General features: G+C 62.8%; 11 protein-coding genes and 1 tRNA gene. 4 read left to right on the forward strand and 8 right to left on the reverse strand.

What is annotated here, in order from left to right:
• Positions 1 to 10: 10 nt before the first annotated feature.
• Positions 11 to 538 carry a ribosome maturation protein RimP gene (gene rimP / locus WFR25_RS20915; protein WP_336973364.1) on the reverse strand — a complete coding sequence of 176 codons (528 nt, stop codon included), beginning with the start codon at positions 536 to 538 and terminating at the stop codon, positions 11 to 13.
• A 188-nt stretch (positions 539 to 726) separates the two neighbouring features.
• Between rimP and WFR25_RS20920 the strand changes: the two genes are divergently transcribed.
• The gene (locus WFR25_RS20920) at positions 727 to 1,908 is read left to right on the forward strand and encodes a PQQ-dependent sugar dehydrogenase (RefSeq protein ID WP_336973366.1); all 1,182 of its coding nucleotides are present in this window, start codon (positions 727 to 729) and stop codon (positions 1,906 to 1,908) included.
• 36 nt (positions 1,909 to 1,944) lie between these two features.
• Here the strand turns inward: WFR25_RS20920 and WFR25_RS20925 are convergent, their stop codons facing one another.
• The 3 genes from WFR25_RS20925 to tpiA all read right to left on the reverse strand — a co-directional run bounded on the left by WFR25_RS20925 (position 1,945) and on the right by tpiA (position 4,882).
• Positions 1,945 to 3,576 (reverse strand): CTP synthase, encoded by a 1,632-nt coding sequence (locus tag WFR25_RS20925; protein WP_336973368.1) that lies wholly within the window; start codon positions 3,574 to 3,576, stop codon positions 1,945 to 1,947.
• Between the two features lie 94 nt (positions 3,577 to 3,670).
• Positions 3,671 to 4,051, reverse strand: coding sequence for a preprotein translocase subunit SecG (gene secG, locus WFR25_RS20930; protein WP_336973370.1), 381 nt, complete (start codon positions 4,049 to 4,051; stop codon positions 3,671 to 3,673).
• A gap of 90 nt (positions 4,052 to 4,141) precedes the next feature.
• Entirely contained in the window at positions 4,142 to 4,882 is a 741-nt protein-coding gene (tpiA, locus tag WFR25_RS20935) for a triose-phosphate isomerase (RefSeq protein WP_336973374.1), read from the reverse strand.
• Between the two features lie 153 nt (positions 4,883 to 5,035).
• Here tpiA and WFR25_RS20940 point away from each other — a divergent pair, with 153 nt between their 5' ends.
• Together WFR25_RS20940 and trpE are read left to right on the forward strand one after the other, a co-directional pair.
• A complete protein-coding gene (locus tag WFR25_RS20940) occupies positions 5,036 to 6,991 on the forward strand; it encodes a peptidylprolyl isomerase (protein WP_336973377.1) in 1,956 nt (651 codons plus the stop codon).
• 4 nt (positions 6,992 to 6,995) lie between these two features.
• Positions 6,996 to 8,525, forward strand: coding sequence for an anthranilate synthase component I (gene trpE / locus WFR25_RS20945; protein WP_336973380.1), 1,530 nt, complete (start codon positions 6,996 to 6,998; stop codon positions 8,523 to 8,525).
• Between the two features lie 6 nt (positions 8,526 to 8,531).
• Here trpE and WFR25_RS20950 read toward each other — a convergent pair whose 3' ends face one another.
• The 4 genes from WFR25_RS20950 to WFR25_RS20965 form a co-directional block, all read right to left on the reverse strand.
• Positions 8,532 to 9,257 (reverse strand): extensin-like domain-containing protein, encoded by a 726-nt coding sequence (locus tag WFR25_RS20950; protein ID WP_336973381.1) that lies wholly within the window; start codon positions 9,255 to 9,257, stop codon positions 8,532 to 8,534.
• Between the two features lie 4 nt (positions 9,258 to 9,261).
• Entirely contained in the window at positions 9,262 to 10,032 is a 771-nt protein-coding gene (locus WFR25_RS20955; RefSeq protein ID WP_336973383.1) for an NUDIX hydrolase, read from the reverse strand.
• Between the two features lie 41 nt (positions 10,033 to 10,073).
• A tRNA-Ala gene (locus tag WFR25_RS20960) sits at positions 10,074 to 10,149 on the reverse strand.
• Positions 10,150 to 10,233: 84 nt separating this feature from the next.
• Positions 10,234 to 11,904, reverse strand: coding sequence for an MFS transporter (locus WFR25_RS20965; protein ID WP_336973386.1), 1,671 nt, complete (start codon positions 11,902 to 11,904; stop codon positions 10,234 to 10,236).
• 20 nt (positions 11,905 to 11,924) lie between these two features.
• On the opposite strand from WFR25_RS20965, the gene WFR25_RS20970 reads away from it, so the two are divergent.
• Positions 11,925 to 12,089 carry a hypothetical protein gene (locus WFR25_RS20970; RefSeq protein WP_336973389.1) on the forward strand — a complete coding sequence of 55 codons (165 nt, stop codon included), beginning with the start codon at positions 11,925 to 11,927 and terminating at the stop codon, positions 12,087 to 12,089.
• Positions 12,090 to 12,176 lie beyond the last annotated feature (87 nt).

Raw genomic sequence — 12,176 nt, forward strand, 5'->3', positions numbered from 1 at the left:
GAGAGAACCCTTATTCTTCGGTTTCGATATCGTCCGCACCCTGGGAAGAGAGCGGCATGGTAGCAGAAATCAATGCATCGGTCAGCACCAGCTTCGCGCCGTCGACATTGGGATATTCGATCGTCACGTCACCAAGCTTGGCGTCCTGAAAGAAGATCGTCTCCCCCTCCAGCCGCATCAACCGGCCCTTGAGCGTCTTACGCCCCTCGACAGCTTCATGCACAGTGATCCGTGCCTCGAAGCCCGCCCAGTCGGAAAAATCATGGAGTCGCGTCAGCGGCCGGTCGATGCCGGGGGAGCTGACCTCCAGCCGATAGGCCTCCTCGATCGGATCGACTTCATCGAATACATCCGACAGGCGGCGCGAGATGGCGGCGCAATCCTCGATCACCAGTTGGCGCGTGTCGCGCCGCTCGGCCATGATCTGCAACGTGCGCTCGTCACCCGCACCAAACAGCTTTACGCGCACGAGGTCAAAGCCCAGGGCCTTCACCTCCGGCTCAATCAACTGTGTCAGTGCGGCGATGTCTTCCGACATGCATTCTCCATGAAATCCATATGCGCTTGTCGCCGTCGCGGCCCTTCGGACCGCGACCCTGACATGTTTGACGATGTAAGGAAGCAAGGGCCATATAGGCACAGCACCCTTTGGCTGCAACATTATTCGTCTTCAGCCATGTTTGCGGTATGATTCGTCAGCCTTCCCCCGTTCAAGGAGAGTTGCTCATGCACCGTCCCATAGCATTTATCCTGCCCCTGATCCTGATTGCCTGCACAAACGAAAACGCAAACAGCCAGAATGTCGCAACGGCATCGACCGAAAAGCCCTTCAGGACGCAAGTGGTCGCCGATTTCGATTCCCCCTGGGCCACAACTTTCTTGCCCGACGGGCGGATGCTAGTGACGGAGAAGAAGGGAGAGCTCATATTGTTCGATCCCCGGAACACGCACAGTGGCTGGGACGGTAAGCAGCAGGTCGACATGGAGGGCGGCCCAACGGTCGATAGCACCGGCCAGGGCGCGTTGATGGATGTCGTGCCGCACCCGGATTTCGCCCGTAACGGGATAATCTATCTCAGTTGGTCGGAGCAGGGACCGGGGGGCAAGGGCGTCGCGCTGGGCATGGGCAAGCTGACCGAAAAGCAGGTCACTTGCGTGCGCGCGCCCTGCCCTGCCCAACCCAGCCTTGCCGATTTCAAAACCATCTTTCGCGCCACCCCCTATGTCGAGGGCGACGGCCATTATTCGGGCCGCATAGCCTTTTCGCCGGATGGCAAATATCTGTTCTTCACCAATGGCGAGCGGCAGAAATTCGATCCCGCGCAGGACCCCAAGGCAACGCTGGGCAAGGTGTTGCGCCTGAACCTGGACGGCACGCCGGCCAAGGGTAATCCGCTGGCCGCGAAGGGCTTCCACCCGGCCATCTGGTCTTATGGCCACCGCAACCTGCTGGGGATCGCGTTCGATTCTGAAGGACGATTGTGGGAGCAGGAAATGGGACCACAGGGCGGGGACGAAGTGAACCTCATCAAGCCGGGCCTCAATTACGGTTATCCCAAAGTATCGAACGGCAGCCATTATGGCGGTCGTGACATTCCCGATCATGCGCCAGGGGACGGATTTGAGGCGCCCAAACTGTGGTGGAACCCGGTAATTTCACCCGGCGGGCTTACCTATTATTCCGGCAAGCTGTTCCCGGCCTGGAAGGGATCGCTGTTCATCGGCGGGCTGTCGAGCCAATCGCTGGTGCGAGTGAAGCTGGACGGCGAGAATGCGTCAAAGGCCGACCAGTGGGACATGGGCGCACGTATTCGCGATGTCGAACAGGGACCGGACGGCGCGCTGTGGCTGATCGAGGATGGCGACACGTCGCAAGGTCGCCTGCTCAAGCTAACGCCCCTCTCTTAAGCGTCACCCCAGCGCAGGCTGGGGTGACAGAACTTTCTATACTAACCGGCTCTGCTTGACCGCCGCTTCGATGAAGCTGGCGAAGAGCGGGTGCGGGTCGAAGGGTTTGGATTTGAGCTCCGGGTGGAACTGCACGCCGACGAACCAGGGATGATCGGGCCGCTCGACGATTTCGGGAAGCGTGCCGTCCGGCGACATGCCCGAGAAGATCAAGCCACCCTTCTCCAGCGGCTCGCGATAGCCCGCATTGACTTCATAGCGATGGCGATGGCGTTCGCTGATCGCGGTGCCGCCATAGATGCCCGCAACCACGCTGTTGCCAGCCAGCTTCGCCTCATAAGCGCCCAGCCGCATCGTGCCACCCAGATCGCCGCCTTCCGAGCGCTTCTGCAAGCCCTCTGCGGTCATCCATTCGGTGATGAGGCCAACGATCGGCTCACTCGTCTCGCCAAATTCGGTAGTGGAGGCTTCCGCGATGCCCGCGGTGTTCCGTGCGCTTTCGATGCAGGCCATCTGCATGCCGAGGCAGATGCCGAAGAAGGGCACCTCTCGTTCCCGCGCAAAGCGGACGCTGGCGATCTTGCCCTCACTGCCGCGCACGCCGAAGCCGCCGGGGACCAGAATGCCATGCATCGGCTCAAGGCTGGTGACGATGTCGTCCCCCTTCTCGAACAGTTCCGCATCGATCCACTTGACGTTGACCTTGACCCGGTTGGCGAAGCCGCCATGGGTCAGCGCTTCGTGCAGCGACTTATAGGCGTCGGGCAGGCCGACATATTTACCGACGACGCCGATCGTGACTTCGCCTTCAGGATTGGCCTGCCGGTCCATGATGTCGTCCCAGCGCGCAAGCGCGGGTTCTTTCGCATCACTGATGCCAAAGGCGCGTAGGACCTCTTCGTCCAGCCCTTCGGCATGATATTGGGCGGGCACGGCGTAGATGCTGCTGGCGTCAAGCGCCGGGATCACCGCTTCGGGTCGCACATTGCAGAACAGCGCAATTTTGCGGCGCTCGCCTTCCGGCAACGGCTTTTCGCAGCGGCACAGCAGAATGTCGGGCTGAATGCCCAGCGACGTCAGTTCCCGCACGCTATGCTGGGTGGGCTTGGTCTTCAGCTCGCCCGCCGCCGCGATATAGGGGACCAGCGTCACATGGACGAAGATCGACTGGCCGCGATCAAGATCGTTATGCAGTTGGCGAATCGCCTCCATGAACGGAAGGCTCTCAATATCGCCGACCGTGCCGCCGATCTCGCACAGCACGAAATCCAGATCCTCGGTGTCCGCCGTGGCGAAGGCCTTGATCTCGTCGGTGACGTGCGGGATTACCTGGACCGTCGCACCCAGATAATCGCCGCGACGCTCCTTGGTGATGATCGTCTGATAGACGCGGCCCTGCGTCACATTGTCTGACTGGCGCGCGGAGACGCCGGTAAAGCGCTCATAATGCCCCAGATCCAGGTCCGTTTCCGCTCCGTCGTCGGTCACATAGACTTCGCCATGCTGATAGGGCGACATCGTGCCGGGATCGACGTTCAGATAAGGATCGAACTTTCGGATTCGCACGCGATATCCACGCGCTTGCAGCAGCGCTGCAAGGGATGCGGCCATCAGGCCCTTACCAAGCGAGGAGACCACGCCGCCGGTGATGAAAATATACCGCGTCATGGGAGAAGAGGCCTAACCTTTTAGAACAGCAAAGAGCAAGCGCGCGAATCAACGCGCGCTTAAAAAAAACATGGAAATTGCCCGAAAGCGGCGATTAGTTAGCGAGCGGGACCGCGCCGTTGCTCGTTTCGTCCTTACCGACCGACTGAGCGGCACCGGCCAACGGATCATTGCCCGCCGGGGCGGGTGCACTGGTCGCTGGGGTCGAAGCAGGCGCCTGCTTGAGCGATGTGTCGATGGTGCTGGGCGCATGACGGATGGATGCATAGACCGCCAGGGCAATTGACAGGCTGACGAACAGAGTCGCCAGCACCGTGGTCGATCGCGTGAGGAAATCCGCCGCGCCGCGTGCCGACATCAGGCCCGATGGGCTGCCGCCAACCCCCAGCCCGCCGCCTTCCGAACGCTGCATCAGGATGACGGTGACAAGGCAGGCTGCGATGATGGCCTGCACGACGAGGAGGAAGGTGAACATGCGACTATGGTGTCCGGCAATGAAGGTGGTTGGCGGGCACATAGCGGGGATGGGGCGCGGGTTCAACCTCGCCCCACCCACTGACCATAATCAGCCCGCCGCCGCGATCACGGGAGCGAACTTTGCCGCCGTCAGGCTCGCGCCGCCGACAAGGCCACCATCGACGTCCGGCACCGCCATCAATTCGGCGGCATTCTCACCATTCATCGAGCCGCCATAGAGGATACGCATGGCCCCCGCCTCGCTGCCGATACAGCTTTCCAGCGCGCTGCGGAGCGCACCATGCATGGCAGCGACCTGCTCCATGGTCGGAATACGGCCGGTGCCGATCGCCCAGATGGGTTCATAGGCGATGGCGAGCCAGTCGGCCGCCGCGCCCTCTGGCAGCGAGGCCAGAAGCTGCGCGGAAACCACATTTTCCGCGTCACCTGCATCGCGCACCGACAGGCTCTCGCCCACACACAGGATCACCTTAAGGCCCGCCGCCTGGGCCGCGAGCGCCTTGGCGGCGACATCGGCGTCGGTTTCGCCCTGATCCTCGCGCCGTTCGCTATGGCCGATAATGGTCCAGCTAGCCCCCGCCTCTGCCAGCATCGCGGCGGACAGACAGCCCGTATGCGCGCCATTGTCCTTCATGTGGCAATCCTGCGCGCCGATGAAGGCGGCCCCCTTTATCGCGTCCGCTGCACCGATCAGCGTCGCGGGGACGCACAGCCCGATCTCTGCGGCCGGATGATCGGTCGCCAATGCACCTATCGCCTCTATTTCGCCTAGCTGCGCGCGCAGCCCGTTCATCTTCCAGTTGCCGACTACCAGCTTGCGTCTATTCATGATTGTGCCAATCCTCCCTGCACGTTGGATGGACCCGAGCCGATGGACGGCCCGTCATCGTTTGTCTACCCCACTGGCCACGCTGCCCTTGCCCGCACGCGCCCTGCCCCCTAAAGGGTCCAATCATCAAAACCCTGTTTTACGGGACATCTCATGCTTTCTGGCTTCCGGCGTTTCACCAAGTCCAAGATCGGCGCGATCATCGCCCTTGTTTTCTTAGGCATGATCGCCTTTGCCTTCGTGGCGGGCGATCTGACCAGTAATGGCGGTCTTGGCTCCCTGAGCGGCGGTGGCAGCACCGCAGCGAAGGCGGGCGGATCGAAGCTGTCGATCGCCGAATTGCAGGAACGGGTGCAGCGCGTGTTCGAAAATGCGCGCAAGAATAGTCCGGGGATGCAGATCGACGCTTTCTTTGCCGAGCGTGGCGCGGAGCAGGTTTTCGATCAGATGGTCAGCGCGTTGACACTGAAGGAATATGCCAAGGATCAGGGTATGAGCATCAGCAAACGCCTGGTGGACGCACAGATCGCCCAGATCCCCGCCTTTCAGGACGCAGCGGGCAATTTCAGCAATGACCAGTTCCGCGCGCTGCTAAGCCGCGAACGACTGACCGAAGCCGCGCTGCGCGACGACATCAGCCGTGAGGTTCTGAGCCGCCAGCTGATCGGCCCCGCGACGCTGGGGACGAAACTGTCAGACTCCATGGTCCTTCCCTATGCTTCGTTGCTGCTGGAAGCGCGACAGGGCACGATCGCAGCGATCCCTGCAATGGCTTTCGCCGATCAGAAAGACCCGACCGACCCCCAACTGGCCGCCTATTACAAGAACAACGCCAGCCGCTTCACCGTGCCCGAACAGCGGCGCATCCGCTATGCGCTGATCGACCGGACTCGCTTTGTACAGGCCTCCCAGCCCAGCGATGCGGACGTGGCGGCCTATTACAACCGCAACAAGGCGCGCTATGCCGCGTCGGAAACCCGCAGCGTCGAACAGCTTGTCTTGCCGACCGAGGCAGGCGCGAAGGCGATCGCCGACAAGGTCAAGGGCGGCACGACCCTCGCCGCCGCCGCGCAGGGCGCTGGTCTGTCCGTCTCCACCCTGTCCAAACAGAACCGCGAGGCGCTGACTGGCGCCGCGTCCAAGGCCGTCGCCGACGCCGCTTTTGCTGCGGGCGAAGGCGCGCTGGTTGGCCCCGTGCGCGGATCGCTGGGCTGGGTGCTGCTGAAGGTGACGGGCACCGAGCGCGTGGCTGCGCAGAGTCTGGCCGCGGTAAAGCCCCAGATCGTCGAAACGCTGCGTGCGGAAAATGAGCAGAAGCTGCTCACAGACTTCACCGGTAAGATCGAGGATCAGATCGGCGATGGCGGCACCTTTGAAGAAGTGGTGAAGGATAACGGCCTGAAGCTGGAAACCACGCCCGCGCTGCTGTCCACCGGCCAGAATGTGAACGATCAAGCGTTTGTGCCCACGCCTGAGATCAAGGCGCTGCTCGCCCCCGTCTTTGGCATGAGCGCCGATGACGATGCGCAGTTGGTACCGATCACGCCCAATGAGCGCTATGCGCTGGCCGCGCCAGGAGAGATCATCGCCGCCGCGCCGCCGCCACTTGCCAAGGTAAAGCCCGCGATCGTAGCCCAATATAAGCTCAATCAGGGTAACCTGAAGGCAAAGGCGATGGCCGAACAGATTCAGGCGAAGGTCGCCAAGGGCGAAACGCTGGCGAAGGCGATGGCCGCTGCTGGTGTCGCCCTGCCCGCGCCGCAGACTGTGGGCGGCCGCCGGGCCGACGTGCTGCGTGGCGACCAGCGGCCCGAGCCTGCACTCGCCATGCTTTTCTCCATGGCGGCAAACAGCGTCAAGACGCTGCCGATCGGTCAGGATCGTGGCTATTTCGTCATCAAGCTGGACGGTATCAAGCGCGGCGACGCAGGCGGTCAGCCTGCCCTGGTCAATCAGGTCCGCGATCAGTTGGCGCAGGTGACAGGCGACGAATATGGCCAGCAGTTCGTCCGTGCGATCGAAAAAAACCTGGGTGTGACGCGCAATCCGAAGGCAGTTGCCGATGTGCAGCGCGCCCTGACCACCACCAACAACAGCGCGGGCCAGTAAGCGCATGACGGCGGCGGCGGAGCGGGTAAAGCCCGAAGGGATAGACGGCGTGCGCGCCGCGCTGGACGCGGGGCACTCTGCCCTCGTCTGGCGCCGCCAGATCGCCGACACCGACACACCGATTTCCGCTGCGCTCAAACTGTTCCAACCCAACCGGGGTGACTTCCTGCTCGAATCGGTAGAGGGCGGCGCAGTGCGTGGCCGCTACAGCCTGATCGGCCTTGCCCCCGATCTCGTCTTCCGCGCCGAGGGCGAGAAGGCGGAAATCAACCGCAACTGGGCCAGCGATCCTGCGGCTTTCGTGGCAGAGGACAAGGGTGCGCTTGACGCCCTGCGCGCGCTGGTGGCCGAATGCCGGGCGAACATGGACCCGGCGCTGCCTTCCGCGCTCGCCTGCCTTGTCGGTTATTTCGGCTATGAGACGGTAGGGCTGGTGGAGAAGCTGCCCCGCCCCGTGCCCAATCCCATCGCCCTGCCCGACATGCTGTTCGTGCGGCCAACCGTCATTCTGGTCTTCGATCGCCTGTCCGACGCCCTCTATCTGGTCGCACCCGTGTGGAAGGATAGCTTTACCGACAGCGAGCGCGCTATAGAGGCCGCGCTCGATCGGATCGACGCCGTCGCCGCGCGGCTGGCCGCGCCGATCCCGACAACCGCACCGCCCGCCGACATTGCCGACATCGCGGTGACGCCGGTGCTGGAGCCGGGCCGCTACGAGGCGATGGTCGATCGGGCAAAGGATTATATCGTCGCGGGCGACATTTTTCAGGTAGTGCTGGCGCAACGCTTCACCAGCCCCTTCACCCTGCCGCCGATCGCCCTCTATCGCGCGCTGCGGCGGATCAACCCCTCGCCCTTCCTCTATTATCTGGACCTGCCCGGCTTCGCGCTGATCGGCTCAAGCCCAGAGATTCTGGTGCGCGCGCGCGATGGAGAGGTCACGATCCGCCCGATCGCGGGCACCCGCCCACGCGGCAAAAATGCCGTCGAGGATGCCGCCAATCGCGAAAGCCTGCTCGCCGACCCCAAGGAGCGCGCCGAGCATCTGATGCTGCTGGATCTGGGTCGCAACGATGTGGGTCGCGTCGCCAGCGCGGGCAGCGTTACCGTGACCGACAGCTATACGGTCGAATTTTACAGCCATGTCATGCACATCGTGTCCAACGTGGTTGGGCGCCTGTCCCCGGAAAAAGATGCACTCGACGCGCTATTCGCGGGTTTCCCGGCGGGCACCGTCTCCGGCGCGCCCAAGATTCGCGCCTGCCAGATCATCGCCGAACTGGAGCCTGAAACGCGCGGCGCCTATGCAGGCGGAGTCGGCTATTTCGGGCCGGACGGCAATATGGACAGCTGCATCGTCCTGCGTACAGCGGTGCTGAAGGACGGGGTCATGCATGTTCAGGCGGGTGCGGGCATCGTCGCGGATTCCACCGCCGAATATGAACAGCGCGAATGCGAGGCGAAGAGTGGCGCGCTGCTCGCCGCCGCACGCGAAGCCGTCACGCTGGCGCGCGAGGGCCGGTTTGGCCAGTAGAGGGGATCAACGGCACGCGCGCCACTCCGTCGCGCCCCGTTCCGCCTGATCCAGATGAAAATGATCGCGATGCGCGGCGTTATAGTCGGGCGACAGCACCGTGGAGAACAGGTCGCAGGCGCCGTCGCGCACATCATGCAGGAAGGCAGCGTCCTTCCCCTCGCCTTTCCAGTCGTTGACCACACTGATCCGCCGCCCGTCCTTTAGTACGAACCCTGAAATGTCGATCGCGTCGGCTGTCGCATGTTCGCTGAAATCCCCCTGACTACGGCCATACATGCGGCGACAGCTATAGCTGCCAAAATGGCTGATTGACCGGATCGGCTGACCGAAATGCCGCTGGGCGGCGGGCTGGACGACATGCCATTCCCATAATTTGAGTGCGGCGACGACCGGACAGGATGGCGCTACCGCAGCGGGAGCAAGGATGATAGCGCCGCTGTCCGGTTTCAGCCGTACTGCGTCGGCATAGGCGCATTGGCCGTCCCCGCCTGGCTTCATCGCTGTGTAGGCGACCCCCGCCTTGTCCAGCAGCCCGCGACAACGCGCCGTGTCATCGGTCAGTGCCGCCAGTTTGCGCCCCGTGAACAGGCCGATGGGCTGGCCAAGGTCGATCTGTGTCCAGGGCAAATCCTGTGGCCGTTGCCGCAGGGAGGCGAATATTATGAAACCCGCGACACACAGCCCCACCAGCCAGGCGGAGATTCGCAATATGTGATGCACCTTCCGCACGGGATCAGTGACGACTGGCCCGCCGTAAAAGTTCCGATGTTACGGGATAGCCCAGATGATCGGGAATGCAGAGATGGCGACCATCGGCGCGCTCCTCCATCCAGGGCGTCACCTTTTCGACCGGAATTGCAGCGGCATGGGCCGCGATGGCGACGAAACTGTCGAACCGGGCCAACCGTTCAAGATTGCGCCGGGTCGGAAAGATCACCTTCCCCTCCCCTGCATCGCAGCGGGTAAGTATGGCCGCCGCGCTGGTCCACAGCAGATGGACATTCTCCGTCGCATCTTCCTGCGCCTCCTGCCCTTGCGGTGCTCGCGCAAGGTAGAAGCGGGTGTCGAACACGCGGGTCGCGCCTTCAATCATGGCGGGATGCCAGCGCGCGAAGGGCACGAGCGCATGCAGGTCCAGCGTCACCCCGCGCGCGGTCAGCAGGTCGGCGAAAGCAGCGCCCTCGACCATCGCCTGTCGCATCGTCGCCAACGCCTCCACCGGAAAGTCGTCAGGAAAGGCAATGCCCAAGCCGCTTTCTTCCAGTGTTTCCCGCACGGCGGCGATTCGGGCCGCGGCCTCGTCCAGCGGAAGGCTGATTTGCATCTGCTCCGCCAACAGAAGATCGGCAGCATCCACCGCCCCCCCCGGAAAGACCAGCGCGCCCGGCGCGAACGCCATCGTCGCGGCGCGTTCCATCAGCAATAAATCGGGAGGGCCATCGGGCCGGTCGCGCACCAGCACGACGGTCGCCGCCGGTCGGGCGTGGGGAGCAGCTATCATCATTATTGGCTGTGTAGACGTTGCGGACTGCAACGGAAAGACCCTGGTGGAGCCTAGCGGGATCGAACCGCTGACCTCGTCATTGCGAACGACGCGCTCTCCCAGCTGAGCTAAGGCCCCAAGGTTTGCTGCCTATAGGTGAGGGATTGGCTCCACGCAACGGTCTTTTGCGCAATTTTTGGGGGCGCTACGGGCTGATGGCGATCAGTCGTCAATGTTTCGGCGAAACGTTTCCGGCAGGAATAGCAGGCCGATGACCACGGTCGCGGCGGCCACGACCACCGGATACCAGAGGCCGTAATAAATGTTCCCCGTGGCTGCGACCATCGCAAAGGCTGTGGTCGGCAGGAAGCCGCCGAACCAGCCATTGCCGATATGATAGGGCAGCGACATGGACGTGTAGCGGATGCGGCTGGGGAACAGTTCGACCAGCATGGCCGCGATCGGGCCATAAACCATCGTCACCAGCATCGCGAGCGCCCACAGGATCGCGACCACCGCCACCTTGTTGATTTGCGCGCTGTCCGCCTTCCCTGGATAGCCCGCCTCCGCAAGACCCGTCTTTAACTGGTCCTGAAAGCTGGCGATCGCGGCTGTCCGGGCTTCTCCCGACACACGCGTTGGCTCAGGCGCAGCAAAGCCGTCGTCGCCCACCTGTACCATGGCTGGGGTGCCTGCGGGCGCATCGGCATTGGCGTAGCTGATCCCCGTCTTGGCCATATAGGCCTTGGCGATGTCGCAACTGGAGCTGTCGAACATGTTCTTGCCGACAGGATCGAACTGGAACGAGCATTCGGCCTGATGCGCGACAATCGTCACCGGAGCGGCCGCTTGCGCGGCGGCGAGCGCGGGGTTGGCGGCTGTGGTGAGCGCCCCGAATAGCGGGAAATAGGTAAGCGCGGCGAGCGCGCAGCCACCCAATATGATCGGCTTGCGCCCGATCTTGTCCGACAGCCAGCCGAAGACGACGAAGAAGGGCGTCGCAAGCGCCAGCGCGATGGCGATCAGGATATTGGCGGTCGCGCCATCCACCCGCAGCGTCTTTTCCAGAAAGAAAAGCGCATAAAACTGCCCGGCATACCAGACCACCGCCTGCCCCATGACCGCGCCCAGCAGGGCTATGATGACCCAGCGCAGATTACCCCATTGGCCGAACGCCTCGGTCAGAGGCGCCTTCGACGTGGTGCCCTCATCCTTCATCTTCTGAAAGACCGGGCTTTCGTTGAGTTGCAGGCGTATCCACATCGACACGCCCAGCAGCAGGATCGAGATGAGAAAGGGCAGACGCCAGCCCCAGGCGGCGAACGCTTCCTCGCCCAATGCAAAGCGGAAGCCGATGACAACCAGCAACGCCGCGAATAGGCCGAAGGTCGCGGTTGTCTGTATCCAACTGGTGTAGAGGCCGCGCTTTCCCTCTGGCGCATGTTCGGCGACATAGGTGGCCGCGCCGCCATATTCGCCGCCCAGCGCCAGTCCCTGCGCCAACCGCATGATCAGCAGGATGATGGGCGCAGCAACCCCGATCGACGCGTAGTTGGGCAACAGGCCGACCGCGAAGGTCGACAGGCCCATGATCCCCATGGTGACGAGAAAGGTGTTCTTGCGCCCCACCATGTCGCCGACCCGGCCGAACACCAGCGCGCCGAAGGGCCGCACCGCGAACCCCGCGGCAAAGGCGGCGAGCGCGAAAATAAAGCCCGTCGTTTCATTCACGCCAGAGAAAAATTGCGCGGAAATATAGGTGGCGAGCAAGCCGTAGAGGTAGAAATCATACCATTCGAAAACGGTGCCGAGCGACGATGCGGCGATCACCAGCTTCTCATTCTGCGTGGCTGCGTGATGCTGTGGCAGATCGTCCCCTTGCGCGCTAACCATAATCTCTCCCGATGCGGTTCTTGTCCGACAATAGAGAAACGATTTCACGGATCGGCGCAAGGGCGCTCGCAGACTTGCGCGCCTTCCCAGCCGATGCGACAGCGCAGGCGACCAATGAAGGCCTGCCCGATATGCCCACCATCCTTCTGCTGATCCTGTCCAACCTGTTCATGACGGTCGCCTGATACTGGCATCTGAAGGGCGGCATGGCGGCGGTCGGCTTCCTTTTTACCGGGCGCGGTTGAGTTACCCGCATTTGGGCTTAGGGTGCG

The organism is Sphingobium aromaticiconvertens (assembly GCF_037154075.1).
GTDB classification, from domain to species: Bacteria; Pseudomonadota; Alphaproteobacteria; order Sphingomonadales; family Sphingomonadaceae; genus Sphingobium; species Sphingobium aromaticiconvertens.

Bases quoted from the DNA above. Each gene is read 5' to 3' on its own strand.
- WFR25_RS20955 (WP_336973383.1), bottom strand. From the start codon at position 10,032: ATGATGATAGCTGCTCCCCACGCCCGACCGGCGGCGACCGTCGTGCTG.
- rimP (WP_336973364.1), bottom strand. From the start codon at position 538: ATGTCGGAAGACATCGCCGCACTGACACAGTTGATTGAGCCGGAGGTG.
- WFR25_RS20965 (WP_336973386.1), bottom strand. From the start codon at position 11,904: ATGGTTAGCGCGCAAGGGGACGATCTGCCACAGCATCACGCAGCCACG.
- secG (WP_336973370.1), bottom strand. From the start codon at position 4,051: ATGTTCACCTTCCTCCTCGTCGTGCAGGCCATCATCGCAGCCTGCCTT.
- tpiA (WP_336973374.1), bottom strand. From the start codon at position 4,882: ATGAATAGACGCAAGCTGGTAGTCGGCAACTGGAAGATGAACGGGCTG.
- WFR25_RS20925 (WP_336973368.1), bottom strand. From the start codon at position 3,576: ATGACGCGGTATATTTTCATCACCGGCGGCGTGGTCTCCTCGCTTGGT.
- WFR25_RS20940 (WP_336973377.1), top strand. From the start codon at position 5,036: ATGCTTTCTGGCTTCCGGCGTTTCACCAAGTCCAAGATCGGCGCGATC.
- trpE (WP_336973380.1), top strand. From the start codon at position 6,996: ATGACGGCGGCGGCGGAGCGGGTAAAGCCCGAAGGGATAGACGGCGTG.
- WFR25_RS20920 (WP_336973366.1), top strand. From the start codon at position 727: ATGCACCGTCCCATAGCATTTATCCTGCCCCTGATCCTGATTGCCTGC.